23 protein-coding genes and 1 riboswitch are annotated in these 26,808 nt (G+C 55.3%); of the genes, 5 read left to right on the forward strand and 18 right to left on the reverse strand.

The genetic code is table 11. The features are described from left to right. Positions 1 to 70: 70 nt before the first annotated feature. From KP004_RS14255 to KP004_RS14270, 4 genes are all read left to right on the forward strand, one after another. The gene (locus KP004_RS14255; protein WP_216799177.1) at positions 71 to 2,305 is read left to right on the forward strand and encodes a vitamin B12-dependent ribonucleotide reductase; all 2,235 of its coding nucleotides are present in this window, start codon (positions 71 to 73) and stop codon (positions 2,303 to 2,305) included. Positions 2,306 to 2,730: 425 nt separating this feature from the next. Next, a complete protein-coding gene (locus KP004_RS14260; RefSeq protein WP_216799178.1) occupies positions 2,731 to 2,967 on the forward strand; it encodes a hypothetical protein in 237 nt (78 codons plus the stop codon). After that, entirely contained in the window at positions 2,958 to 4,463 is a 1,506-nt protein-coding gene (locus tag KP004_RS14265; protein WP_216799179.1) for a patatin-like phospholipase family protein, read from the forward strand. The genes KP004_RS14260 and KP004_RS14265 overlap by 10 nt, the downstream gene beginning before the upstream one ends. A 97-nt stretch (positions 4,464 to 4,560) precedes the next feature. Next, positions 4,561 to 5,046 carry a hypothetical protein gene (locus KP004_RS14270; RefSeq protein ID WP_216799180.1) on the forward strand — a complete coding sequence of 162 codons (486 nt, stop codon included), beginning with the start codon at positions 4,561 to 4,563 and terminating at the stop codon, positions 5,044 to 5,046. 42 nt (positions 5,047 to 5,088) lie between these two features. Here the strand turns inward: KP004_RS14270 and KP004_RS14275 are convergent, their stop codons facing one another. The 12 genes from KP004_RS14275 to KP004_RS14330 all read right to left on the reverse strand — a co-directional run bounded on the left by KP004_RS14275 (position 5,089) and on the right by KP004_RS14330 (position 18,460). Continuing rightward, the gene (locus tag KP004_RS14275) at positions 5,089 to 5,862 is read right to left on the reverse strand and encodes a class I SAM-dependent methyltransferase (RefSeq protein WP_216799181.1); all 774 of its coding nucleotides are present in this window, start codon (positions 5,860 to 5,862) and stop codon (positions 5,089 to 5,091) included. 86 nt (positions 5,863 to 5,948) lie between these two features. Beyond that, entirely contained in the window at positions 5,949 to 8,864 is a 2,916-nt protein-coding gene (locus KP004_RS14280; protein ID WP_216799182.1) for an ATP-binding protein, read from the reverse strand. Between the two features lie 111 nt (positions 8,865 to 8,975). Next, entirely contained in the window at positions 8,976 to 9,758 is a 783-nt protein-coding gene (locus tag KP004_RS14285) for an enoyl-CoA hydratase-related protein (RefSeq protein WP_216799183.1), read from the reverse strand. A gap of 105 nt (positions 9,759 to 9,863) precedes the next feature. Next, a complete protein-coding gene (locus KP004_RS14290; RefSeq protein ID WP_239026818.1) occupies positions 9,864 to 10,538 on the reverse strand; it encodes a hypothetical protein in 675 nt (224 codons plus the stop codon). Positions 10,539 to 10,698: 160 nt separating this feature from the next. Beyond that, positions 10,699 to 11,040 (reverse strand): cupin domain-containing protein, encoded by a 342-nt coding sequence (locus tag KP004_RS14295; protein ID WP_216799184.1) that lies wholly within the window; start codon positions 11,038 to 11,040, stop codon positions 10,699 to 10,701. A gap of 98 nt (positions 11,041 to 11,138) precedes the next feature. Next, complete coding sequence (locus KP004_RS14300) at positions 11,139 to 12,659, reverse strand: CapA family protein (RefSeq protein WP_216799185.1); 1,521 nt, start codon at positions 12,657 to 12,659, stop codon at positions 11,139 to 11,141. Further along, positions 12,643 to 15,561 (reverse strand): DUF3160 domain-containing protein, encoded by a 2,919-nt coding sequence (locus tag KP004_RS14305; protein WP_216799186.1) that lies wholly within the window; start codon positions 15,559 to 15,561, stop codon positions 12,643 to 12,645. Before KP004_RS14305 ends, KP004_RS14300 begins: the two co-directional genes overlap by 17 nt. A 58-nt stretch (positions 15,562 to 15,619) precedes the next feature. Continuing rightward, the gene (locus KP004_RS14310) at positions 15,620 to 15,943 is read right to left on the reverse strand and encodes a hypothetical protein (RefSeq protein WP_216799187.1); all 324 of its coding nucleotides are present in this window, start codon (positions 15,941 to 15,943) and stop codon (positions 15,620 to 15,622) included. Between the two features lie 180 nt (positions 15,944 to 16,123). Further along, the gene (locus KP004_RS14315) at positions 16,124 to 16,552 is read right to left on the reverse strand and encodes a hypothetical protein (RefSeq protein WP_216799188.1); all 429 of its coding nucleotides are present in this window, start codon (positions 16,550 to 16,552) and stop codon (positions 16,124 to 16,126) included. Positions 16,553 to 16,657: 105 nt separating this feature from the next. Next, complete coding sequence (locus KP004_RS14320) at positions 16,658 to 17,128, reverse strand: DUF5991 domain-containing protein (RefSeq protein ID WP_216799189.1); 471 nt, start codon at positions 17,126 to 17,128, stop codon at positions 16,658 to 16,660. A 178-nt stretch (positions 17,129 to 17,306) separates the two neighbouring features. After that, complete coding sequence (locus tag KP004_RS14325) at positions 17,307 to 17,897, reverse strand: NADase-type glycan-binding domain-containing protein (protein ID WP_216799190.1); 591 nt, start codon at positions 17,895 to 17,897, stop codon at positions 17,307 to 17,309. A gap of 173 nt (positions 17,898 to 18,070) precedes the next feature. Continuing rightward, the gene (locus KP004_RS14330) at positions 18,071 to 18,460 is read right to left on the reverse strand and encodes a hypothetical protein (protein ID WP_216799191.1); all 390 of its coding nucleotides are present in this window, start codon (positions 18,458 to 18,460) and stop codon (positions 18,071 to 18,073) included. A gap of 509 nt (positions 18,461 to 18,969) precedes the next feature. Between KP004_RS14330 and KP004_RS14335 the strand changes: the two genes are divergently transcribed. Next, positions 18,970 to 19,935 (forward strand): SGNH/GDSL hydrolase family protein, encoded by a 966-nt coding sequence (locus KP004_RS14335; RefSeq protein WP_216799192.1) that lies wholly within the window; start codon positions 18,970 to 18,972, stop codon positions 19,933 to 19,935. Positions 19,936 to 20,116: 181 nt separating this feature from the next. Here the strand turns inward: KP004_RS14335 and KP004_RS14340 are convergent, their stop codons facing one another. The 6 genes from KP004_RS14340 to KP004_RS14365 all read right to left on the reverse strand — a co-directional run bounded on the left by KP004_RS14340 (position 20,117) and on the right by KP004_RS14365 (position 26,698). Beyond that, positions 20,117 to 20,563, reverse strand: a complete 447-nt coding sequence (locus KP004_RS14340) for a carboxypeptidase-like regulatory domain-containing protein (RefSeq protein WP_216799193.1) — start codon at positions 20,561 to 20,563, stop codon at positions 20,117 to 20,119. Positions 20,564 to 21,240: 677 nt separating this feature from the next. Next, positions 21,241 to 21,813 (reverse strand): LPP20 family lipoprotein, encoded by a 573-nt coding sequence (locus KP004_RS14345; protein WP_216799194.1) that lies wholly within the window; start codon positions 21,811 to 21,813, stop codon positions 21,241 to 21,243. Positions 21,814 to 21,869: 56 nt separating this feature from the next. After that, positions 21,870 to 22,907: a hypothetical protein gene (locus KP004_RS14350; protein WP_216799195.1), complete on the reverse strand. Its 1,038-nt coding sequence runs from the start codon at positions 22,905 to 22,907 to the stop codon at positions 21,870 to 21,872. Between the two features lie 52 nt (positions 22,908 to 22,959). Further along, positions 22,960 to 23,985, reverse strand: a complete 1,026-nt coding sequence (locus tag KP004_RS14355) for an LPP20 family lipoprotein (RefSeq protein ID WP_216799196.1) — start codon at positions 23,983 to 23,985, stop codon at positions 22,960 to 22,962. Between the two features lie 115 nt (positions 23,986 to 24,100). After that, positions 24,101 to 24,176, reverse strand: a riboswitch (cyclic di-GMP riboswitch). A gap of 1,054 nt (positions 24,177 to 25,230) precedes the next feature. After that, positions 25,231 to 25,884 (reverse strand): fibronectin type III domain-containing protein, encoded by a 654-nt coding sequence (locus tag KP004_RS14360; protein ID WP_216799197.1) that lies wholly within the window; start codon positions 25,882 to 25,884, stop codon positions 25,231 to 25,233. A gap of 175 nt (positions 25,885 to 26,059) precedes the next feature. Continuing rightward, positions 26,060 to 26,698: an NADPH-dependent F420 reductase gene (locus KP004_RS14365; RefSeq protein ID WP_216799198.1), complete on the reverse strand. Its 639-nt coding sequence runs from the start codon at positions 26,696 to 26,698 to the stop codon at positions 26,060 to 26,062. Between the last annotated feature and the right edge of the window lie 110 nt (positions 26,699 to 26,808).

Consider the following 26,808-nt stretch of genomic DNA (forward strand, 5'->3'; position numbering starts at 1 on the left):
TCCACAAAATGTAGGGCCCAAAGCAAATAACATGGCTACATGTTGAATATCCCAAGGAGGACGAAAGGTTATGAAGAAAACAGTCGAGAAGGGTCAGATCCCGGGTCTCACCAAGAACGCATTGACGGTGCTCGAGAAGCGCTATTTGAAGAGGGACCAGGCCGGGAAGCCCCTTGAGACTGCCTCCGACATGTTCCGCCGCGTGGCCACCGCGATCGCACAGGCGGACGCCGTGTTCGACAAGAAGGCGGACATCTCCGCGCTGTCGGACAAGTTCTACAACATGATGACCAACTTCGAGTTCCTCCCCAACTCCCCGACCCTGATGAACGCCGGTCGCGAGCTGGGTCAGCTCTCCGCCTGCTTCGTGCTTCCGGTGGGCGACAGCATGGAGGAAATCTTCGAATCCGTCAAGAACACCGCGCTGATTCACAAGTCCGGCGGCGGCACCGGCTTCTCCTTCTCGCGCCTGCGCCCGGCCAACGACGTGGTCATGTCCACCACCGGCATCTCCAGCGGCCCCCTCTCCTTCATGCGCGTCTTCGACATCGCCACCGAGACCATCAAGCAGGGAGGCACCCGCCGCGGCGCGAACATGGCGATCCTGCGTGTCGACCATCCCGACATCATGGACTTCATCATGTGCAAGAACGACCAGCGCCAGCTGAACAACTTCAACATCTCGGTCGGCATCACCGAGGAGTTCATGAAGGCGGTCGACGCGGACCGCGACTACACCATATTCAACCCGCGTGACAAGAAGCCGGCCGGCACGCTGAACGCGCGCAAGGTGTTCGCCCGCATCGTGAAGCAGGCCTGGGAGAACGGCGAGCCGGGCATCATCTTCCTGGACCGCCTGAACAAGGACAACCCGACCCCGCACATCGGCGAGATCGAGTCGACCAACCCCTGCGGCGAGCAGCCGCTTCTCCCGTACGAGTCCTGCAACCTGGGCTCCATCAACCTGGGAAAGATGGTGGTCCACGGCAAGGTAGACTGGGACAAGCTGAAAGAGACCGTGCGCACCGCCGTGCACTTTTTGGACAACGTCATCGAGGTGAACAACTACCCGCTGCCGCAGATTGACGAGATGACCCGTTCCAACAGGAAGATCGGCCTGGGCGTCATGGGCTGGGCGGACATGCTGATCATGCTCGGCATCCCCTACGGCTCCGAGGAGTCCGTGGAACTGGGCGAGAAGGTGATGCAGTTCATCAACGAGGAAGGCAAGATCGCCTCCCGCGAGCTTGCCAAGTCCCGCGGCGCCTTCCCCAACTTCAAGGGTAGCATCTACGACGTCCCGGGCGGCGATCCGATCAGGAACGCGACGGTCACCACCATCGCCCCGACCGGCACCATCTCCATCATCGCCAACGCCTCCTCCGGCGTCGAGCCGCTGTTCGCGGTCAGCTTCGTGCGCCAGGTCATGGACAAGAACATCCTGGTCGAAGTGAACCCGCTCTTCGAGAAGATCGCCAAGGAGCAGGGCTTCTACAGCGAGGAGCTGATGCAGCGCATCGCCGAGCACGGCACCGTGCACGACATCAGCGCCATCCCCGAGGACGTGCGCGACGTGTTCGTCACCGCCCACGACATCACCCCGGAAGAGCACATCACCATGCAGGCCGCCTTCCAGCGTCACACCGACAACGCCGTCTCCAAGACCGTGAATTTCCCGCAGGAAGCCACCATCGAGGACGTCGAGGAAGTCTACCGTCTGGCCTACCAGATGAACTGCAAGGGGGTCACCATCTACCGTGACGGTTCCCGCGACGAGCAGGTCCTCTCCGTCGGCAAGAAGGAAGAGCCCAAGGCCGCCGCGGCCCTCACCCTCGAAGAGAAGCGCAGCATCAAGCGCGAGCGCCCCAAGGCGCTCAAAGGGTGGACCTACCAGATGCAGACCGGCTGCGGTCCGCTGTACATCACCATCAACGAAGACGCTTCCGGCCTCTTCGAAGTCTTCACCACCATGGGCAAGGCAGGCGGTTGTGCCGCCAGCCAGTCCGAGGCCATCGGGCGCATGGTATCCCTGGCCTGGAGAAGCGGCGTGCAGGCGCGTCAGGTCGTGAAGCAGCTCCTCGGCATTTCCTGCCACAGCCCGAGCGGTTTTGGCGACAACAAGGTCCTCTCCTGCGCCGACGCCGTCGCCAAAGCGATCCAGTCGCACCTGGCGCTCACCGGTCATGCCGAAGTCATCGAAGCGCCGAGCTTCGAGAGAGGCGCCTGCCCCGAGTGTGGTGGTGTCGTCGAGCACGAGGGCGGCTGCGCCGTCTGCCGCGTCTGCGGCTACTCCGAGTGCGCGTAACGAGAAGTCAAAAGTAACAATTGCGAGGAGTCTTTAGAAGACGAACTGAGCGAAGAGTAAAAAAGAAGTAGGAAGCAAACGAGGGGACCCCACTAGGCTGCGGCCGCTTCAGCAGAGATGCTGCAGCGGCACCATGCTGGTGCGGTCCCCTTTCTACTTTGTATCACCGTCCCCCTGACTGCTCCCCCTCCCCCGTCATTTTGGGCAACGGCCTCCTCCCTCACTGTCTAATCAGTTTACTTTCGCGTCTCCCGGGTTAACATTACCCAATCCCGCCACCCCCCATCAAACACAGAGGACACTGAGGTCCACAAAGGACACAGAGGAATGATGATTTCACGCTTCTGATACGCGAAGACTGCGAAGCCGTTCTCTTTCAAACACGAATATCACCCGTCTCAACCAAGACACCTAGGAGGTCAGCCGTGGAATTCTTCGTCTGTCGCTGTAGTGGCATCGGTGAGGTGATTGTCGATGGCGTGAGCCAAGGAGCGAACCGGGACGCTGACGGCAACCTCTCGGTCAAACTGTGCAATCCGGGGCTGCACGTCATCTCCCTGCGCTGCAAAAATGGCGGCAACTGCATACCCAAAACGGTGGAGGTGAACATCTGCGATACCGACCCGATCTGCCCTAAGGAGGTGCGCTTCAGATGTTCATAAAAAACCTGCCGCTGAAACTATTCCTCATCGCCACCCTCTGCTGCGCCGGGTGCGCCCACTACCGCGACAATCCGGCGGCCTCCGCCTCCCAAACGGGCTACCGCTATGACACCGTGCGCCTGCCGCCAAGCAAGGAACGACCTTTCGTCGTCCTCGCCTTTTCCGGCGGCGGCACCCGCGCCGCCGCCTTCTCGTTCGGCCTTATGGAGGAACTGCAGAAGGTCACCTACACCGCGCCGGATGCTTCCCGACGCTCCCTGCTCCAGGACGTGGAGATCATCTCTTCGGTCTCCGGCGGCAGCTTCACTTCCGCGTATTACGCACTCTTTCCCGACTCGTTCTTCGCCGACTTCCCCAGGGAGGTGCTGACCAGGAACATCCAGGGCGCGCTGATAGGGAGGATGTTCAACCCGTACAACTGGTGGCGCCTCGCCTCCCCTGACTTCAGCCGTATCGATATCGCTGAAGAGTACTACGACCATGCCATCTTCAAAGGCATGACCTTCGCCGCGCTGCTGCAACGCCCCAGGGGGAGTTCACCGTTTCTGGTCCTCAACGCGACCGACATCGGCATCACCCACCGCTTCGAATTCACGCAGGACCAATTCGATCTTCTCTGCTCCGACCTCTCGGGCGTCTCCGTCTCGCGAGGCGTCGCCGCCTCCTCCAACTTCCCGGTCGCATTCGCTCCGCTTACGCTGAACATATACAAGAAAGACTGCCCTCCCGTGCCCCCGTGGGTCGCGGAAGCGCTCAAGCCGGGCAACCGCGACAAGCGCCGCATCGCCGACGCGACGGCTGCGGACTCCTACCGCGCACCGGACCGGCGTTACGCTCACCTGCTCGATGGAGGGCTCTCCGACAACCTCGGCCTTAGAGGACCTTTCACCGCGGTGACCACGACCGACAGCCCCTATAGCCTGGTGCGGTACATAAACGAAGGGAAGATCGGGAGGATCATCTTCATCTCCGCCAACGCGAAGACCACCAAGAAACGAAGTTGGGACGCGAAGAGTACGCCTCCCGGGGTGGGCGCGGTGCTTGACATCGTGACCAGTGGCCCCATGGACGATGTTTCCTTCGACAGCCTTGAGAGCACCGACGGTCATTTCAACCAGATGAAGCAGTTGGGGCGGGCCATCGACTCCTGCAACGAGCGCCTGAAAGAGGCCGGCCGCGCGGCCGGCGAGCGGGGAGTCTCGGCAAAATGCCCCGAGCCTGAGCTGATCCCCAATCCGCTCAACACCGATTACGGCTTTGTCGAGCTTACCTTCGACGACATCCCCGACCCGCGTCTGCGCCGCTGCCTGCAGGAGCTCCCCACCAACTTCTCGCTGCCGGAACCGACCACGCGCCTGTTGCGCCAGTCCGCCCAGTACCTGCTGATGAATTCGGAACGTTTCCGGGAGGTGATGAAGCGCATGGACGCCCAGTGGCAGCCGGAGCAGATCACCATCGATCCGCTCCTCATCAACGAGGTGTGCGGCAAGTACTGAGCAAAGGTCGAAGCCGGTCGACGCGAGCATTTCCAGTCAGCAAAGAAAACATGATCCCCCTGGTCCCCGCAGGGGTCACGCCTATGGAGGCTCCGAAGTGCATACTTACTACGTAATCCAGATTGCGACGCTCGCATCATGCATTGCAGGTATAGCCAGCATTATTTTCGGCATCTTCATCTACAAAAGACAATCAAATATCCAGGTTTTCATTGCCTACACCAAAAGGTATGAGGAGGTCATGCAGTTTTTTCCACATGAGGCCATCTCGGCACGGCTTGACTCAGACTGTAGTCTTCCACCAGAAAGCCAGGAACTGACCTTAGCAGTATTGAAGTATCTGAACCTTTGCTCCGAAGAATTTTATCTCTGGAAAAGTAGATACCTGTGTTCAAAAATATGGGCGATCTGGGAAGATGAGTTAAAGCGAACTCTGAGCAGTCCCCTGTATTGCAGGGAATGGCCAAAAGTGAAAAATGAGTTTGAGAGCTATCCTGCTTTTCTCGAATTTATCCAAAAAGTGCAGAGAGAATGTCCCTTGGTTGCGAAGCTCGGCTCCAGCATGCAAAGCGGCAATCCTTGAAGCTCTTCCAGCCGTTTCTGATTCGCTCCTCCCAAACCTTTTTTATCTTTTCGTACCCACATAGACCGCGATAGGCACGGTGTAGACGATCTTGCCGTCTTCCCTGCGGGCGTTGATGCCTAAACTGTCGATGCCCACGTCGGCGGTCACCAACTCCCTGATCACCCGATCGTCTCCCGGCTTGGGAAACGACGCCTTTATCTGCGTCTCCAGCTCTATGTCGACGCCGTAGGCACTCCGGCGACAGTCAACCAGGCCGGAGTGCTGGAACAGTGCCTCGAACTCGTCCTCAGTCAAGGCATGGGTGTGGGAAGGATCGCGGATCAGCTCCAGCTCGTCGTATGCCGCCGACTTTGCCGACGGGATGGCGACATCGGCCACCATGACCACTCCGCCGGACCGGCATACCCGGATCATTTCGGACAACGCCTGCTGCGGGTCCAGCAGATGATGGAAACTGTAGCGGGTGAGCACCAGTGAGAAGCAATGGTCCGGATAAGCCAACGGGACGGCGGTGCCGATGTCCCAGGTGAGGTTGGCAAGCCGTTGCTCCGCCTGGCGCTGCCTGGCCTGCTCGATCATGGCCGGGGTGATGTCCACTCCCGTTACCTGCCTGGCATGTCTCGCGAAGGCGCAGGCAACCATCCCCGGTCCGCAGGCCACATCCAGAACCTCGTCCCGCTCGCCTACCCCCGACAACTCGACCAGCACCTGCAACGCATCGTGATGCCCCGGCACCTGCGTGAACGGCACCGCCTGCTGCGAGAATTGCTCTATGATCCTGTCCTGATGCGCCTGCTCTTTGTCCTCGGCCATGGTGTCCTCCTTTTCAAATGATCATCACAATAGCTTGCCATCGGCATGGCTGGAGTGCCGGCCCCACCTGAAGCAGACATGCCCCATTACTGAGTCATTGCCTCCCGAACCAGGTCCACCCCCTCGCGCAGCCTCTTGAGCTTCGGGACGTATGAATCTGGATGCTCACCCGCGACAATCAACTCCTTCCATTGCAACAAGCTGTCTATCTCGTCCGTCACATCCTTGATGCGAATGGAGGCATAGCTCTCGTCGCACTCGATGTAGTAAAACCTGCTGGGAACACTGGTACAGAAAATGGTGCTGAGCCCGACCTGCGTGCTGAACATGTTATTGCTTAGGCTGTAGAAGGTGCCTTGTCCACCCCTGAAGTTGAGGAGCATTTTCTCGGCGTGCGGACTGATCCCGAGCACCTCCCGAGGCAAAAACTCTCCCCCTACGAGCGCACCAGGGAACATATCCGAGGACGACTTGGTCTTGAAGTCAAACGCAGCGACTGCACCTGCCAGCGGGAAATAGATCTTGCCCGTGCCCTGGTCGACCCCGTAGATGCAGTCGCCGAACGGAAACCGCACTGGCCACGTGAGATTCTTGTTGCAAAGAATGACCCCTCTGTCCGTGACGACGACAAATTCATCCGGCTTGGTGCCAACCCGCTCGAGTGACAAAGTGGACTGGCCTTTCAAAGAAAGAAACGCGCTGGGGTTTCTGTGGTTGTTGAGGGCAAACTTGAACATTCTGTCGACTTCCTGCTTCTCGGAGTGGGAGAGAACGCAGAAATATTCATGTTCCCTGCTGGAAAGGAACAACCGGCTTATCTGAAGTTGGTGTCCCGGCCACAAGTCGGCTGTGGCTTGGACTACCCCTAAGAACCGACTTCGCTCACCATCCAGGACGAAACGCAGGAAATACTCCCCGTCCGGGCCGTAACGGAAAAGAAAGAGGTTTTCGTCGGAGTTGTAGTCCTGCAGAAAAGGGGCGGTGAAAAGCGGGGACTGCAGCGACCAGGCGGTCATTTCCTTAAGGTCGATGAACAACAGCGTCTCGTCGCCCGTGCGCAGGCACGCGTGGCGGTCGGTCACGAAATAGAGATGCGCCGGGTACTCCCTCGCCACATCCACAGGCAGGGAGGACGATACCGTAAGCTCGACCGGGGTGGCCACCACCTTCAGGGTCTTGGCGATTTTGCTGTCAATCTCCGAGATAGCCGCCGCGTCGGCTATTGCATCGACCACCGCAGCGGCCCTCGCCGCGTCGCCTATCCACTTGGCGGTCTCGTACTCCGCGAGCAGATCCTCGGCGGTTCTCAACGGCCGCAGTTCTTCCGCCCGCGCCTCCACCGTCGACAGGTACCGTGAGCGTTCATCCTGAGGCAGGTACGTCGAGGCCCGCCGTACCTCGCTGTAGATGGCGGCGACGTCGTCGAAGCTGCTCTCCTCAGCCTGCGCCACGTCGAGCAACCTCCGGACCTCGTCGCGCTCGGCCTGCTGCTCGACTGCCAGCGCCTGTTCGTACTGCTCCTGAAAATAGGGGGAGGAACGAAAATAGGCGCGTACCCGCGCCAGAATCTGCAGCGCCTCGCGCTCACGGCCGCCGCGGCGCAACGAAATGGCTGCCACGAAGTCAAGCCAGACAGCCTCGGCGCTACGATCCGGCATCCGCTCCAGGCGGTGGTTCCGGTACAGGATCTGGAAGAGCGGCGAGAGTGAAGCAGCACTGCGATACGACTCGCCGGCGTCTTCCCGGCTTGCCAGCCATCTCATCGCCTCAAAGCACTCCGCCCACTTCTCCTCCTCAAGCGCCGCGCGCAGTGCCTGCATTTTCTGCTCGACCGCCTCGCGCCGCTCGGCGTCCTGCTCGCACTGAATCAACTCCCTGATCCGGATCTCGCTGCTTTTATCCAGTTGCAGCAGCCTCTTCAAAACCGGTAGCCGCTCTCTTCTCTCCCGGCACTGTTCCAGCGTCCGCCAAAGATCGGTCACTTCCGTCATCACCGCACAACACTCCGAAAGCGCTAGGATCCTGCGGGCCTTCGGGAGGTTTCTACCCATGACCAGGGCCTCTCGGGCCAGTCCCGCGGCGCGCTCCAGGTCCCCCTGGTCCAGGGCAGCTATCGCATCCCGCAGCACCGGTTCCGCCTCGGCGGCAGCCGCCTCCTCGATTCTCCTCTTGAGGTCGTCCAAGGCTGCGAAAAATCCATCCTTCTCTTCGGCCCAACCCAACAATTTCTGGGCGAAGACCAGGTTTCCGTCGCGCAAGGCAACTTCAGCGTAGGCGCAAAGCGCATCCTTCCCCAAGTCCGAGTGGTGCAATGAATCGAAGAGAGCTCCCGCCTCACCCGGTTGGCCGTTGCCGTAGTAGGCAAGCGCCAGCAGCTCACGAACACTTTTTTCCTGCAACACGAAGCTTGGTTGGGCGAGGAGTGTATCTATTGCCGTCTGAAACGCGCCGATTTCGTCGACGAGCATCCGGATCCCCCTGGTGAACGCGACCAGATCGCCCCCTTTGGTCATGCGCAGCGCGGCCAGTTCCCTCTCGGCCCCGGGGTAGTCGTACTCGTCCAGCAACCGCTGAGCACGGGCGAGGGCTTCCCGGGGAGAGGTGGCATGAGCGGCCGGTTCATCGCGCCGGCGGCGAGTCTCTCCCGCGGCCCCTCTCGTCGCTCCGGCTCCGTCTTTTTTCGACACGCAATCCAAAGCCTTGAGCGAGAGAGCGTCGAGATGGGTGTGGCAGGCGTCGATAGAGGGAAGCAACGTATGCTTGATGAGGACCACGTTGGCGTCGCAAGGATGCGGTAACAGCTTGAAGACCTCGCCGTAACTCTCCAGGAGCAGGTTCTGCAAGCGGTTCTTCACCTCATAGCCGCGTTCCTTTTCTGTCTCGGGCAGGCAGAGCCGGGTCGGATTGACTCTTTTTATGGAGGTGATTATCAGCTCAGAAGGAGGGATGTTCGCCGAAGCGAGCAATGCTTCGGCGGCTTTGATTTCATGTACCCATGGCATGGCGCAGCACCACCTTGTTGATGGATTTTTCCCGTTGCTGCGCATCAGTGTATTAAAAGTTTACAATTTATCAACCAGAGTAAGCTGAATATCTGACATCCTGGCCCGCCACTAGCGGTCCTGGAAAACCGGCGCCCGCTTTTCCAGGAAGGCAGCCATCCCCTCCTTCTGGTCCGCGGTGGCGAAACTGTAGCCGAAGAGTTCCGCCTCGTAGACGCAGGCGCGAGCCAGGTCCATCTCCAGTCCGTTGACCACGGCTTCCTTGCAAAGCTTCACGGCCACCCGCCCCTTGGAGGCTATCTTCGCGGCCAGTTTGCGTGCCTCGCTCAGCAACTCGTCCTGCGGAACCACCCGGTTCACCAGGCCGATGCGCAGCGCCTCCGCGGCGTCGACCATGTCGCCGGTAAGGATGATCTGGAGTGCCCTCCCCTTCCCGACCAGCCTGGGGAGTCGTTGCGAGCCGCCAAAGCCGGGGAGGATGCCGATGTTGACCTCGGGCTGCCCGAACTTCGCGTTGTCGGATGCGATACGGATATCGCAGGACATGGCGAGTTCACAGCCGCCCCCCAAGGCATAACCGTTGACGGCGGCGATGAATGGCTTCGATGATCGCTCGATGGCGGCAAAGATGCCGTGAGCCTTGAGCGCCAGGTCGCGCGCCTGCGTCGAGGTCATGTCCCGCATGAGCGCGATATCGGCGCCCGCGACGAAAGCCTTCAAGCCCGCCCCGGTGATTACCGCGGCGCGGATCTCGTCGTTACCGTCTATCTCCTCTACCGCCCGTTGCAGTTCATCCAGGGTCTCCGGCGTCATGGCGTTCATGGCCGACGGGCGGTTCACGGTCAGCGTTGCGATGTGATCGGTTACTTCCAGTAGCAGGTTCTTCAAGTCCATATCTCCCTCCATGCCTCACAGGCAGCTCTCTCTGCCAGTCCTACTGACGCAGATGAGCATACCGGGAAATCAGTCACTGGCAACTCTCCTCACCGTCCCAGGATGTCACAGGATGTTGACCGCCCGTGCGGCAAGAAGAGCAATCACCGACAGTGAGATCATCGACTGCAGCATCATCAATACCTTTGCCCAGCGCGACAGGACGGGAACATCGGTTGGAGAGAACGCTGTCGATGTGTTAAAGGCAAGAAACAGGTAATCAATGAAATTCGGCGTCCACTCATGCAAACCTGCGGCATGTTTTCGCTCCGACGGCAGCGTCATCTGGGGAAAGAGAAATGCCCCCTTGAGGTGTTCCGGGCGTTGAGCTCGATGGTGCGGACCGCCGGCGTCAAGCCTCCAGTACCAGGAGGCGAAGACCAGGATATTGGATAGCCACAGCGCCGCGGCGGACTGCAGCAGTTCCTGTGGTTTTTCCAGGTGAAGCGGCAGGGCTCGTATCAGTAACACCAACGAAATGATCATGGCAGTAGTCACCACACCATTTAAAAGAAAACCGATCACCTGATTAGTGACGTGAGCTCCTTTGTAATGAGTGAGGACAAGCGGCACAGCGAGCACGGAGATGATTGCGAGGAGCAGCCAGCGGGGACCGCCAAGAAGCAAAGAGGAAGGAAGTGCCGCATACAGGCCGCCCAGCGCCAACAAAGCGCACAGGGAGGGCCAGCGGGACATCGCTGCCAGTGCAACACCCCGCAGTTTCATGTTTACTCTGATCATTTCATTGCTACCTCACCGTCATCAAAAAACACCCCGCCTCTTACGCATGGGTTCTCAGCTCAAACTTGAAGTATCAATAATGTCTCTTTCATGCCTTCCTTGGTGAGTGCTCCGGGCTTGCCCTACGGCCCTTCGGCTCCACAGGCGTTCGAGCCCGAATTCACTGCTGCTTGACTATGTCGACGGAGATCTCCACCGCTGGTATCGTCCCTTTATTCTCGAGCCAGTGTGTGGTGTTCCTATCCTCGGGCCATCCCACCCCCGGCCCGTACTCCGTCGCAAGGCCGTTTCGATGGTCAGTAATCGTTCCTTGCAGTATATAGACAGTACCAGGTCTGTCTTTATGGTCATGTACCGGGCCGAAGACGCCTCCTGGTTCGATGGTCACCATCCGCATTCGGAGTTGGCGCCCCTCCATCCCTTCGATCTCTGGGCCGAGATCAACAGTTGCAAGCAACTGCACCGAAACACCTTTCGTCTCAGGGGCGTCTTCATTGCTCATCGGGATCTCCTTTTTGTACGGCGGTTAACCACGTTCCATACCTGTAATAGTAGACACGGTGTCCCCACAGACCTGTAAAGATAGAGACTTCAAAGCTGTTAGCTTTTGTCCCGAACGAAGTCCACCTTGCCGTTATGCTCTCTGAGCAGAGCTGCCCCTGCAGGTGCTGGCTTTTCGCCGTTGCCGCTAAAACCGAAACCGTTCCATCGATATTCCATAACGGTCCGCCGGTTGGTTCCTCGCTTTCTTTTCAAAAAGGTTTCATCTTTATGAAGCGCCACCAGTATCGGCTTTTTGTTGCGGCGACTGATGAACAAAGCATCCATGAGCGGCCTACTCAACGCGCTTCCCCGCCAGAGGGCATGAAACGATCCCTCGAAGCTATAGAGATAGACTCTCTTGGCGACTTCACGGTCAAACGTCGAGAAGATCTCCTGAATCAGCATGACTTCCTTTATACCGTCACCATTTAGGTCAACCGGCTGTACTTTGCGTATAGGCATGGGCGGGGTCCTCGCCTCGCGCCGACCTGTCTCAAGATCATAGAGTTCGAGCCGCGACATCCTGCCGCTTGTGCCTTCAGGCACTTGAACCAGCCGTTTCAGTTTTGCCGACCGGCCGAAGCGGCCGGTCCAGGATGGAGTAACCGGCGGTTTGCAAGCAGCAAGTTCAGCGTTTTCCGATGCAAGCCAATCGGCCGCCGCAAGCGCTGGCAAGTAAGATCCTCGGGGGGTCTCGTGACCGATGAGTTGGCAGGAGAGCTTTCCTAGCTCAACTTCACATTGAAGCACGGCACCTTTCTTCGTCGAGTCGAACTTCTGGTCAAAAAGGAAATTCCCAAGGGACCAGACCACGGGCCTTCCTCCGACACAGGCCGTCTGCCCGGGCACATGCGGATGGGTCCCGACCACGACGTCAGCTCCTGCTGCAACGTAGCGTGACGCCAATTCCCGCATCCGTTCTGTCGGCGCGGCAATCAGCTCCCGCCCCCAATGTACGTAAACCGCAACGACCGTGCCAGCCGCTTTCAGGCGACGGATCTCCCTTTGCAATTGCGGATCATCGGCTGCCACCAGGTGCTGTCGGTCGCCAGCAGCATTTACCACATCGGTAGCAGAAAGTACGGCCAACGTGCCCCCACCGGTTTCTACCAGTGCAGACGCCTTTTTCCCGGCAAGCGGTATTATGCTCCGACGGCGCAATGCAGCAGCGGTCCTTTCGACGCCGGTGCCCCCGGTATCGAGGGCGTGATTATTCTCCAGCGATACGACGTTGAAGCCGTCCAGCAGTTCAAGCATCTCCGGCCTTATAGGGAAACAGGGATTTCTTCCCGCCTGGCAGGCATCCCCGACTGCTCCCTCCAAGTTCGCGACGCTGAGCGCGTCAGCAGCGACAAACGGAGCAAGAGCCTGTCGCACCGCCTCCCCTCCGCCGGTATCGCGTACGAATTTTTCGACTCCGCGGGAGAGCAAAACGTCACCGTAAAAACGGACCGCGGCGGCATGGGCCGGTTGCGGAAAACAGGGCGCCGCCAGCGCCATCCCCAAAAAGATGGCGGCTTTTAAAGCGGAAACGATTGTCCCGGGACGGCTGTCAGTAAAGCTATTTGCCGGCTGCATCGTCGAGAGTCTTCATCGGTGCAACGGTGGCACTGCCATAATAATCCTTGATCCAGACAGGGCGGGGCTGCTTCATCTTTCGCCATTTCTTGCTGTCCAGGCTCTCCTTTGCCGTGAATTCGTAATATGAGTAGATAGAGCCTTTGGCGATCTGCCTGCGCCCGAAGTAGGGCACCACCACGTCCATCTCCGGCGCATGGCCGAGCGCCTCATATAACCGCACCCCGTGCAGATCATCCTTCTGGACATCGACGATCTTGCGCATCGGCTCCGGGTTGGACAACGGCTCCCCGTCCGTCCCGTTTGCGCTGGCAATGACCTGCATGAAATGTTCAACGGTCCCGCCGATGGAAAGAATTTCCTCAAACTCGACATCGCTCGGCATTTCCCCGTTCAGTTCCTTACGGGCGATCGTCTCCAACGCTTGCAGGTGTACCCGATGTTCGGAAAAGCGTTTCCGGAGTTCTTGCCGCAGCTCCACATCGGGGACCGTCTTCTCGAACTGCGTTGCCAGCCGTTCGAAAGCCTTGTCCAAGGTATGGAAAAATTCAGGATTAGGCTCGACGTATCCCCTCGGCCGCCCGACCTCGAGCACTTCGTATCCCCCCTCGCCCGCTTCCGCCCCCACCTGCTCGACCATGGCAATGGTCTCGTAACGGAGGTTGACCCAGCTTCCCAGGGCGGTATTCAGTTGCTTCCTGCGCCACGCCGCAGTTTTGGTAAATGCCGGTGCCTTCTCCGGTTCCCTGGTGAGGCTTGCCATCAAGTCGAGCCAGTCCTGATAAAGGCTTGCCTCCCAGACGCTCTGGGGGAAACTTTTCACCAGGCCAGAAACCCGGTCCAGGGTACGCTCGTAATTTTCATAGCGCCCTTCTTTGAGCTCTTTCACAAGAATCTCGCGTGCTTCTGCCGAGCCCAACACGGCCATGATGTCCAGCCCTCGCGGGAGCATGCGCGGATTTGACTGCGTACCGACAGTATCCTTCCGCTCCCCGTGAGTTATCAGCTCGTCGAAGATGAAAGCGTCCAGCGTGTAAACCGGCGGCAGCAGGCGGAACTCGCTCTTCCCCTTTATCCAGGGAAGGCCGCTTTTAAACTCGGGAAGAGCGCTGGAACGGATTTCCTGCAGGTTCAGGGGACTCCGATACCTGGATTCCCCCAGCACGCTGCGGTACAGGGAGAACATCTTTTCGAGCGCCGGATACACTTTAGGATCGCGGGCAACCGCTAACACAGCCGCCGCCTGGGAACGGTCCGGCTCTTGTTGCAAATTGAAGGTGAAGGACTGCAACCACTTCAGAGCGCGAAAGTACCCTTTCAGGTCCTTGTCCCTTTCATACTTGCCGCGGATAAAAAAGTCGCCGTAAGCTACCTCTTTGCCAAAGAGCGATGGAGCGGTTCCCGTTGCTGCATCGATCCGCTTCACCTCCTCCTGCACTCTTGCCGAAGCCACTTTCAGCGTCTCAGGTTTCAAAAGGGCCAGGCCTACGCTGAAAAGCGACTCGACGTCCGGCGACGACTTCTTCTGCCGGGCGGCGGCTTCCCCCGCCGAACAAAATTCCGTCAACGCCTTGGTCAGCAGGCTCCGCTCGGCATTTGCATATAGGGTGGTAAACGAAGCATAGAAAGTTTCCAGGACGGCGTCGCTGGTAACGAAGTAAGGGCGACCATGATCGCCGAGCTCATCCAGGGTCCCGGTCGAGTACGCCTCTGAATCGTAGAGGGAATAGATCTGGTCGTAGGCCGTCTCCTGTAAAATCATCTGGTTGCGTGCAAGCTTATCCTGATCCTTCGCGCTGAAGGAGAACATCCATAGATTGGCGACGTCTCCCAAGGGGTCGGCATAAGGCTCGACCGCAAGCAATGCCTTCCCGCCGCGGTTGACTGAAAGGGCAAACCCTTGCCCGTCAGGGAAGAAGCTTGGAGGAGAAGATAGCTCAGTTCCTGCAAGTACCGGTACTCGCTTCAGGGATTGACGGGAGATGACCGCCGCCGAACGACGTGCCGGGTCATACTCGAGAAAGCTGCATTGATTGGGGGCCCAGGAGAGAATGCCAGGCGACGAGGGCACCTTTACTTTTGCAGGATGCCACCACTCGTAGTAGGTGTAAGCCAGCAGCGCCGTAGTGTTCTGTCCGGTCCGGTAGAGGAGAAGATTGCCGCTTGGAGACCACTCAGGGTTCTCTCCCCCGGAGGTAATAGGGGAAGGCGCACTAGCGGAGGCAGATTCCTTTTCCCAGTAAGGGTCTTTGAGGTATTGCGGTTTGCGTCGTGCGGAGACCGTAATCGGCTGGTCATATTCCCCCGACTCCCGGACCCACCAAATATCCTTGCGCCCCCCTTCCTCCGAGGTGTAGGCGATGCGATAATGCTCGTCGAACCGGTAGGGGGAGCAGCGCGGCCAGGTTTTTTTTCGCGCAGGATCGCGAGTCACCTGAACCAGTTTCTTCGCTTTCAGATTGTATAGATAAATCTCCGTAACCCCTTGTCGCGTTCCGGCAAAAACAACCTGGGAGCCATCCGCGCTCCAGGCGGGAGCGGCGACATCGTCCATATCGATGGTCGGAGTCGACACTGCCCCTGAGGGAAGCTCCACCACTGCGAGTCTGCTTGTGGCGCCACGCTTCAATTGATAAACCACACGTGAGCCATCTGGAGAAACGCGGGGAAACAAGGCCTCTCCGTCAGGCAGGGGGATCTCGAGATGTTGCAGCGGGTGGAAGGTGACGGGACGCACATCGACAAAATGGGGCTTTGCGGCCGGTGTCCCCCCCTCAGTACTTGGGGGAGGTTGCGGTGTCACGCTACGGAGGGTAGGTTTTCTTTGCCAAAGGAAAAACACGGCCGCGATAATCAGGATCGCACAGATTACCATTACCAAAACATTTCGTTTAAATTGCATCTCGCCCCTTCTCATGTCGAAGTTACGTCAAGACTTGCAACCTCACTCCTCGGACGTGCTACCTCGTCAATTCATCACCAGGAATGGTTTTATCGCTTCTTCTCTTTATACTTTTCCCATCCCATACATATGTTTCTTCTTCAGTGATCATGATCCCGTTGTCATCATTCCCTTGAGTACTGTCTATAATAATATCGGGAAGGCTTTTACCCTTCACATACTTAAATTCAACGCCTCTGGCCTCCGTCGACAAGACAATTTCGCACTTGTTCTGGTCACGTAAAAGTACCAACACGGCTCCATTATAAGAGGAAAACGCCCCTCGTAACAACAGAAGCTCCTTGTTCAAGCCATTTGAACGTATCGGGATTACCTTGTCCAACCTTACGGTTTCAGCTTCTTCTCCAATGCTTTTGAAGCATGCCGCCCCCACCTCACTCCGTGAAACTTCACCTTGTGGTATGTGCTCTCCTTTTTATTTGAACGATTACTCCACCCAACGTCGTGGGGGCGCACCGGCGTACCGTAGCGGAGGCCGTGTGCGGCCGGTCTTGCTAGCCGCTTACTGTGTGCGTCTCAACTGTTTCAATCCGAAATACACTCCAGAGGCATCGACGATGTCAACATTACTCATGACTCCATATTCAACTTTGGGAACTTTGCCAGGTTTGACAAAATAGTAGCCAACGTCGATTTTTCCGGGCTTGAAGACTTTCCTCTTATTGTCTGTTACGACTGCAAATTTCCTCACATATATCTCGTGAACTGAAATTCCTGCCTTCTGCAGCTTTTGTTTTACTTCCCTCAGGTGCCACTGAAAGTCGTTGAGAACTTCTGAGGTATCACCGCTTTTCTCTACTTCTTCTTGGGTAACCGGAGCGAAGAACGCAATAAGGGTCGGGCCAGAAACAGTTATAACAGGCATCTTCTCGGCCGTGTATGCAGGAGAGGCCATTATTACAAAAGAAATCCACAGAACCCAAAATCTCATTTCACTTCCTTTTTCCGTCTAACGGCGCGGCGTGACCGGCGGAGCACCTGACTCTTTCAACTTTCTCGCCCACTCTCATCAACGCGCTTGGTTGCAAGCCCATCTTTATTTGCATTGCACTTTCTCAAAGTAGACTCCAGGTCTCTGGTTTTCATCTAATTCAGGTAGAAACTCTTTCCACTCGGTAGTAATATTGCCATTGCTATATTTCAGCTCCAGAAGATTGGCATTTTGGCGATATTGACGGCCAACGCTATCCAAGGCGGATTTTACGTATCTTATCGAAACTTTGTCTCCTTGAGGTATTCCTCTTGCCTGAAGTCGTTGCATCGCCATATACCCATTGGTATTAATTGTCACCTCATATGACCCTCGAAGTTTAGAGTCCCTACGGATCGAAATTTCATAAAAAATACAATTATTCGTATCGGCGCTGAGGTGAGGCCAACATTCAGTGAATTCCCAGTCTCCAGCCCACTCTGGCGCCTCACCCCATGCAGTAGTTTCCATCAACACACTCATGGTGATCACAAAGAGAAGCAAAATTATTGACTTCATATTCTTAGTCTTTCCCATACTCAACTACTAATTTGGACCTGCGTTCGCTTCGCAAGACGGCGGCGCCATCGCGTTCACCAAATGGTGGCCCATCTCTGAATGCACGGATGTGCACTCAAATTTGCTGAACGGGGCCGACGCGCACCGCCGAAGTGTTAGCAAAGTCCGCTTGTCGCCGAGTGGTCGGAATTTCTTTTCAGTGAGCCCCGTGAGGTATCAACTCTGTAATAGCAACATCCTCATAAAGCGTTCCAGGATATGTTTCTAGGATGATTAATTTGACTATTGAACCAGGCCTGATGGTGAAAGGCGCAAAATTTACTGACTGGACTTCCATTGAGTCTGCAAGTTGAACCTCAAATAACGGTTTGTCGTTGTGTTCAATCCTTAACCTTTTTACTCTTGAATTTTCCTGCCACACCTTCTTGCTTTTGGCATATCCATTGATAAGCTCCAGCCCCCAAAACGTAGTGCTTTTCATGCCTGAGAAGTGTTTTTTCTTAAATAGAAAACTAACTGTCTCACCAATACCGTTACCTACCGGAACCCAAGCTGTATTAAATTTGCCGTCGTCTATATTTTTTATGTCGTACTTTACTTTTCCTTGCGGCTCGCGAGCTGACGAGGCTTTCATGTCCCAACCAACAGCGCACCCTAGTGAACATCCCACGCCAAACTCTTCAGTCGCTGGGCCGTCAAGAGTTGACTTGATTAACTGGACTTGTGCTGCATAAACTGACGTTGAGATTGTTAAGCAGGCAACTAGCAGCCATCTTTTTACTTTCATCAGTTTCCTCTTTCTTTCAACGGGCTGCAGGTGAGCGGCGTAGCGTCTCGCTCTTTCCGGCCTTTCACTAACTCTCATCAACCACGGAGACCGTCTCCACCTGTTATGGTTGGCATCCATCCTTAATTCGGCATCAGATTAAATGATGACTGTCACTTCGGGTTTACCTGTTGTTACCATGGTATGAACCGCCGCCATCCTTTCTTCGGTTGAATCGATTCAACTGTGTCAGTTATTTCAGGCTGATGAAATTCTGTTGGACTTGTGTAGATTTCACCGTCATCGCCTTGAACCGCTGCCCCTAGACGGCCAGCAATTTCAAGCATCTTCGTAATCATAGCCTCATCAGGGTTTTTGGAATAAATCTCTCCTTCACGCCAGTCGAGCCATGGCTCTTCATACTCCGAAGGACCAGTCCATAGGACGAAAAAGTCTCCATTGTAGCCAGCCAAAGTCAGGCTTGGGTCTTTGTTGACAGCCTCAAGCCATTCTAAACTTGTTATCTCGGGTCCATCATCGTCTGCCCAAAAGGTTTTACGGGTAATGTGAAGATCATATCCCATCGTATTTCCTCTTCGTTCAACTACCTATTAGCTAGAATTGTGGCTAACACAAACATTTAAGAACATGATCAACCGTTTGACGATGACTCCATCCGGGCAAGGTATGGAAATCGCTTCCCCATATGGCCGGATTCTATGCCAAATGGGAGGATGGACTGAAAACCACTCATCTTCCGTTACTCCCCATAACAAACCACTTTGTTCAGGTGATTGCACTCATTTGCCGCATCAAATATATCGCAATATATAGAGATCCTTCATCCATGTCAAAGCGGAAGTGACGCCTGCTACCGCGTCCCCCACCGTTCTTCGGCGAGAGTCCTTGGACGAACAGGTACCGGATATGACCTCCTGGCGGACAGGAATGACTTCAGGCGCGGGGTGACTTGAAGAAATGACGGAAAGTCTTACACTTGTTGTCATTGCACCTGCAGAAAGGAGGGTCGGCAAAGGCGCAGGGATACATCCTTGGTTGTTTCACTATGCAGTGACTATCAAAGGAGGATTCTATGGCGACGGTTCTTTTGAAGAGACGGACGATCGTGGAGATGCTGCTGGCCCTCGTGCTCCTGCTACCGGCAGGATGGGCCTCGGCACAGACATCCTTCGACCGCATCGTGGTATTCGGCGACAGTCTTTCCGATTCGGGCAACGCCTTCGCGCTTTTGGGCAAAGCCAATACCCCACCCTACCAGTTCCTCGACCAACTCCTCGTCCCGGACATGCCCTACGCCAGGGGCGGCCACCATTTCACCAACGGTGCAACATGGGTGGAACAGCTGGCACGGCAACTCTCGCTTTCGGGCAACACCCGCCCGGCCTTCGTGGAACTCGGTGTCGACGCGACCAATTACGCTATCGGCGGTGCACGGGCGCACGACGCGCCGGGCAAGGCGACCATGACCCTCGAAGTCACCACCTTCCTCAACGTCTTCCGCGGTCAGGCACCGCCGAACGCGCTCTACGTGGTCGAATTCGGCAGCAACGACATAAGAGACGCCCTGGAAGCCCAGGACCCGCAAGCTGTCATCCAGCAGGCAGTGGCGACGTTACACGCCAACGTCGCGGCTCTTTACAGCGCCGGCGCCAGGAAGTTCCTGGTCTGCAACGCCCCGGACCTCTCGCTGACACCGGCACTTCTTGCGACCGACCAGGTGATGCCGGGGGCGGCGGCAGCGGCACACCAGCTGTCCCAGTACTACAATTTCCTCCTCGATAGCTTGATGTCGACCATGTCATCCCAATTTTCCGACCTGCAGGTGGTACGGGTCAGCTTCTTCGACAAACTCGTCGAGATGGTGGCTACCCCGGACGATTTCGGGCTCAGCGTCGTCAATACTCCCTGCCTCAACCCGGGCTCGCCTCCCTACGCCTGTAACAATGCCGACACCTTCCTCTTTTGGGACGGCATCCATCCCACCAAGAAGGTGCACGGGGTCATCGCGCATCAGGCGCTGTCCGAACTGGCGAAATAACCAGACAAGACAAGACCGGAGCCCCTCCGCAGAGGAACTCCGGTCTTGTCTTGTCTGGGTGCAGGCTTGTCCGGGAAACCGGCAGGACGCCAATGAGTGGACCGAGTCAGAGGGGGGCGGAAGTTGCGGTAGCCACTCGAAAAGGAGACTGCCGCCTTTACGGCGGCAGTCTATTTAGACGCTATTTTTTCGGCTCACCTTCATTCGATGCGGAATATTCACCGAGACCGTCGAGTTGATCGCTCGGAGTCTTCGTTGTCGCCAAGGAGGCCGGGTCGTCAACAGCTTTGTAGTTATACCAGGGGTTGTTCACAAGAGTGGTCTGCCCTGCATAAACTTCAAAGCCGTAAACGTAATAAACAGCGTTACTGGACATGACAAGCTTGAGGTCGTAGGTGCCAGGGGGGACATTGGTAAGCGTAAAGGATCCGTCGGGAAGTATAGTGTGAGTCCCCAGTTGGTCAGGTCCCCACTGGTTCTGAGATGACGGGGAAACATACAGGTAGTAAACAGAGTTGGAAGCGGAGTTTGTGACTTTTACACTGCCTTTTGCAGATTCATCGCTTCCCCCACCACACCCCACCAGCAACGTTAACAGCACGAGCATCAAAGCAAATAACTTTTTCAAAGGTAACTCCTTTCGAATCATGAAATTTTATTTACAACAGATGTAACGGTTTCGCATCCCGATACGACACTGCCCCTCCACAAGAATGTCACACGCCATCACAGCCCCCCCAAAGCCCGACGCTTCTATGTTCACTCTCGTTTTGGGCATTATAATAACCAAAACTTAACACTATTTAATTTAAAAATATCAGTTAAATTCTAACAAGTCAAGCTTCGATTACTGTATGAGAAGAAATGTGTTTCACCTTGTTGCAACTTCAACCAGAAGTTGAGGGTGCTCCACACAATTGAGCACCACCTGTTACAGTAATTTTGAGTTAGAGCGCCAGTTATGACAATATTGGTTACAATACAGCCATAATCAAAGAGGATCTTTTGTTTTTGGGGGACACATCAGGAAGGGGGTAATAAGCGGTTCGGGCTTAAAGGCCTTGGCAAGGTGCGGCACATGGAGCGGGGGCAAACAAAAAGCACCCGACGAACTCTTCCGTCGGGTGCTTTTTGTACTCCAGCGATAACGATTATTCAGCGTTCAGCTGTCTTTGAACTTCTTCTGCCCTTGAATGCTGGGAATCGTAACTGTTTTGATGCGTATGATTCGGGATTGCGGCTGTGCATGCACCAAGAAACAGAAGCCAACCAAGGATTAGCATCCTCATAGTTTTTCCTTATATTCTAGGGATTGAATTCCTTGTCGACATCCTCTTCCAGTTGTTTGAATGCCTTTTTGGCTTCCTCCTTCTGGTAGAGAGCGTGTTCGTTGTTGAGGCTGGTAACCGCCATCTGTTTGGCGGCGTCTGCCACGGACTTCGGATCAAGCGCTACCAGGATGTACATGGTGCCGTCCGCACCGATCCACAGGTCCTTCTGTTTCGAACCATTCAGGGTCTGTTTTGCCAACTGCTGCGAAACCGATGTCGTCACCTTGTCAAAGGTCTGGCTATCGCCTACGCCGGTCTGCTCAGCAAAATTCTTGAATGAGTTTTTAACCTTGATGCTCAGCATCCTGGCCAACTCGTCTCTGCCACCGGCCATTGCTTCGTTTCTTTGGAACTGAATGCCACCAGGGCTCTTGGCTGCAGACCCCACGGCGTTCAGACCGGGAACCGAACCCGGATCCAGCACCCATTGGGGGGCGCCATTCCCGACAGGGTTGGCAACCCCTTTAGCCACGTTTGTCTGCGTACTGCTGCAGGCAGCCAAACACGCCATGAAAAGGACGAAAAACATAATCTTGAGCTTTGACATGGTTTCTCCTAGCACTGCTTTGGAATTATATGGCGGGTTAAGACAATAGCGGCAAATCATTTGGATATCAAGGTATTCATGAGGCTACCAGCATCTTTCATGTACTCGAAGGCCCCTTTTGAATACACTACCTTCACTTGGTCTCCAAGCTTCACTTCTTTACTTTCGTCCAAGGAAGCCATGACCCAGGAGTTTCCAGGCGTGATCTGGTTTGTAATGACGCCATCACATATCTTGCGAGTCTCGGTTTCAGTTGCTCCGGATATCTGATTCACGCTCTCTACCACAGTAAAAATCTCGCATTTATCTCCAGGCTGTGCACCTTTGTCCGCACCGAGGTTCACCTTGAATATCGCCGAAGAGTCTTTCACTTTTTTGTCGAGGACGTAGGCACGCGGGGCAACCAGATTTTTGATTTCGGATTTGATGGAACCAATGGCATCGCGCCCTGCTCCGCGCACCAGGTCGTCATCCCTTTCCGCGTAATTCTGACTGGAACGGGTCTCCTCACTTCTTGCCTTGTTGTCACTGATCTTAAACACCTTCACGACTTTCATGGAAGGAATTTCGTAAAACTTGATAGTTCCTTCTACATTCGCGGTGTAGCGGAAGGACGGGGCGGTAACAGTTACACGCCCCTTCTTGTCGACAGTGCGGGTAGCTTCGAAAAATTTATGGGTGAAGGAGGCATTGCTGATGGAACCGGAAACCGCATAATCGGCGATAATAGGTCCATCATAGGCGCCAGTCTGGTTCATCTCCGCAAGCTTTACTTCATCTTGAAGTTTGGTGGCGATTTTCCTGTCCACAATCTCGGCACTGTTGCTTTCAGTCAACACGGCCTCGAGTGCACCCGCCAGCGACAGCCCGAGCTCAGCCGCTTCGGCAACCTGGTTGCCGTTTTCAGAAAGAGGGAAAACCACGATTTTCGACTTGCCCTTTTGGAGGACTTCAGTGCTGGGTGCAAATTTCGACTTCTCGAGGGTGATAGGCTTGTACTCATCCAGAGATTTTACCTGGTGACTCGCACACCCCATAGATAAACAGAAAGAAATTACCAGCGTACCCCGAAGACCTTTTTGCAGAAATGACATCTATTCCTCCTTTTGTTTATTGTACTTGTGCCTGATTCAGGTACATTGAATGCTATTGTTGTGCAGCCTCTTTCTCCATCCCCAGCATTGCCCAGACTCCAGCTTCTTTTATTTTCTTGTCCAGGTTTATGGCTGCGGCTTGATAAGCTTCATTGAAACTAATGGTGGACGATCCCTTCGTTTCTATTTTTGCTGCCGCTACTGTGTTTCCGGCTGCAGTCTTTGCTTCAAAATTTGTTCTAAACTTCACAATTTTTGCACCGTAGAGCTCGAGTCTTTTCAGTTCAGATGAAATTTGAAGAGCGACAAGATCCTTGTTATCCGGGTCGTAAGAAGGAACTATCACTATAGAAGCATCATTTAAGTGCTTGGTGACAACTGGAATCAGTTCCTTTGAATCGGGGCCATAATCGAGGTACACCTGCAATCTGGATGATACAGCTTTTATATCAGCCGCGAGCTTGTTGTACTTCGAGTGATAGCTTTGCACATTAAAAGAAGGTTCGACACTCTGTATTATTCCCAAAAGGAAATTGTTTTCCTTAATCTTGGATGTCACACCTCTATACAGATTGATTCGTTCGATGATGCTCTTATCTGCACCAAGGGCGTAAGTACTATAAATGTACTCGTCTGCATTCTTAAGTTCTGTCACTTTTTCTGACACGAACCTCTTCTTATCCACTGAAACGAGCAAGAAGACTTCCTGCCCGTCATTTGATTTATTGATCACTTCGTAGTTGTTGAATTTTATCTTTGCAACTTTGCTGGTGATATTGTTGCTGACCTGCCTGTTGTAGCTTTCAACCCCGCTGTTAGATGCAGCCGTTTCTGTCTTCTCGAAAGCGGACCCGACAGTGATGCTCATCTTCGACGCGATCTGATTGAGAGCTTCATTAGTTGCATCCTCTACTGTCGTTCCATGTCCTGCGCCATACATAGAGGCTTCGTCATTATTGGGAGGAAGAAGGAACCATTTTGGCGGCGAATAGGAGAGTGCTGTTGAACAAGAAACGAACGTCATGGCAACACAAACGAGAATATTTACGAGGTACTTGAGATTTTTTTTGGATAACAAAACTCTCTCCAATAACATAAAGATTTGTTTTAATTGTTAAATTAATTTGAACGCAAAAAAACGCCCTACTCACCGAAGTGAGAAAGGGCGCTCGTCAAGGCTCCACTCGTTGCTCTTCGGTAACCGGCAATCCTTTTCAGGACCCTAGGGTTTTGCGTCACCAGATCACTCTGGTTTTGCTCTTATCGGTGCATATTCAATTTTAATATAAACAACTATTTACTGCATCAGTGTCTATCTGAAATACCACTGTTATTTCAGCGCTGAGCTCAGCCCCGCAATTGTGGTCCCGCTATTTGTTGGCTACCGAGGATTGTTATCAGACAAGATAGATGTAATATTTTTGTGGTCAATAATTACCAAAACCACATAACTTGATTTTTATTATAATAAACACAAACACTCTATGTCAACACTTTCTTGGAGATTCTTATTATTGGACTTTTGACTGCATCTGCTGTCATTTTCACCGGCCGCACAGAGAGCATCCGCATTCAACAACGGCGCCTCAGGCTCTCGGCTCAGGGAAGCTGGACGCCCCCATTGGGCGCTGGACGTGGAAGTGACGCGGTAGTTTCTCCAGAAGTTGTTGTCCCCACAAGTCGTTCCGCTGGACGTGATAGAAGACGGCGAAATCAACATATCGCCTGCCGGTAAGGATAATGGATTCCTTCCGTCCACCAGAGAATGCATTCGTCGTGCGGCGGATGCATTCCGTTTCCGGAGAAAGCATTCGCCGAGCAACGGATGCATTCCGTTCTCCAGAGAATGCATTCGCGGAGCGGAGGATGCATTCCGTTTCCGGAGAATGCATTCGCGGAGCGGCGGATGCATTCCGTCCTCCAGAGAATGCATTCGCGGAGCGGAGGATGCATTCCGTCCTCCAGAGAATGCATTCGCGGAGCGGCGGATGCATTCCGTCCTCCAGAGAATGCATTCGCGGAGCGGCGGATGCATTCCGTTCTCCAGAGAATGCATTCGCGGAGCGACGGATGCATTCCATTCTCCAGAGAATGCATTCGCCGTGCGACGGATGCATTCCATTCTCCAGAGAATGCATTCGTCGAGCGGCGGATGCATTCCGTTCTCCAGAGAATGCATTCGTCGAGCAACGGATGCATTCCGTTCTCCAGAGAATGCATTCGCTACGAATTGCTCTGTACATTGGATTGAGAGGAAGAGGTGTGGCGGGGACCGGTCCCCCAGACCTGCGGGGACCGGCGTTTTGGGCGTAAGGCATGAACTCTAGGTCACGATGATTCCAACCGGCTCACTCCAGGGGCCGACCTCGTTGTTGCCGATACTCCTGATTCTGAAGTAGTACCAAGACGCCCTTTCCAGATTCCCGACGACCGTCCGAACTTTCTTCAAAAATCCGTAATCGTAAAACGATTCGTCCCCATTGGGGTGTCCCTTACAGATCTGCAACTGATAGGAGCCCGCCCCAAAATCCTTATCCCAGCTCAAGGTCACTTCGCCGATGTTCGGCCCGTTCTTCGCCCTGAGCATCAAGGCAACCGCGGCAACGGCCCTGTCGAACATCCTTTTTGGCTTTTCCTTGTGCTGATACCCGCTGTTGTGGAGCCACGAGTCATCTTTCTCATGTTTGGCCCTCAGCATGAGGTAGTTGGCATTGGTATGCACGTCCTCCAACGCGGCAGCGATCGCCGCCTCGAGCTCCTTCGTCATAGCCACATTGAGGGCGGCGGCTTTTTCCAGCTCCCGTGCGATCGCCTCTTTATGCGCCCTGTATTCTGACGTTCCTGGGACCCAAACGTCCTTTTGGGTGCTGATCTTGGGGTGCGCGGCCTGCAACGTGGCTGCGTCATCGAGCCAGTGGATGAAGTCCTGGGGATCCATCTCCGCATGGTTCATTACGAATTTGTCGAATACGCTCATGCCTTTCTCCTCCCCCGCAAGATTGATTTTTACTAATCCTGCAGAGTTTACAAAGAACTGAGCGTCGGTCAAGCGTCAACCTGAAAGGATTCCGACTAGGGGGGGGAAGGGGGGGGAGATGCAAGACCGGGGGGGCTGCATGCTGCAGGCCTCCCGGCTCCTGCTCCGGCGGGATCTACTCCATTCTCAACTTCGCCTTGATTTCCGGCGCGGAGGCGCTGGTCGCATAGACCGAGGTGCCGACGTCGAAGAGCTTCGACGCGGTCAGCCCGCCCACGACGACCGGGTCGAGCCCCACGCTCCGGGCCAGTTCGACCGCGGCGTCCACCGCTTCCAGATCGTCACCGGCGATCGGGATGCCGATCCTGTCGCCGTTCTGGTTCACCGTCCGCTTCAGGTCTTCGAAATAAACCGTGTTGAAGGCCCGCACGATCCTCGCGCCTGGAAGCAGACGGGCCACCACGCTTCCCATCCCTCCCGGATCCTGTCTCGCTTCCAAGGCCATCGCCCCATCCCTGTCCGGGTAAGGATTGGAGGTGTCGATGACGATCTTCCCTTTGAGGGCCTGCTTCGTTTCGTTGTCCAGGTCCCGGTACGCCTTGAGCGGTATGGAGAGCAGGACGACGTCGCCAAAGGCGATCGCTTCAGCTACGGTCCCGACCCGGGCAGCAGAGCCCGCGTCGGGCAGGAGTTCTGTAAGGTTCTCGGGGTGCCTGGAACTGAAGCACACCTCGTATCCCGCCTTGCTCAACAATATGCCCAAGTTGCCGCCGATGTTGCCCGATCCGACGATCCCTATCTTTGTTATTTTCATGTTCGTGTCCTCCTCGTTCGCTGACCGCGTCCCTCCTTCACATGCTATTTTTTCCTCCTCAAACGAGTATACTCCCTGGCGCCATCCGGCATCCAGCGCTTATAATTCGA

Origin of the sequence: Geomonas oryzisoli (assembly GCF_018986915.1) — a bacterium.
Taxonomy (GTDB): domain Bacteria; phylum Desulfobacterota; class Desulfuromonadia; order Geobacterales; family Geobacteraceae; genus Geomonas; species Geomonas oryzisoli.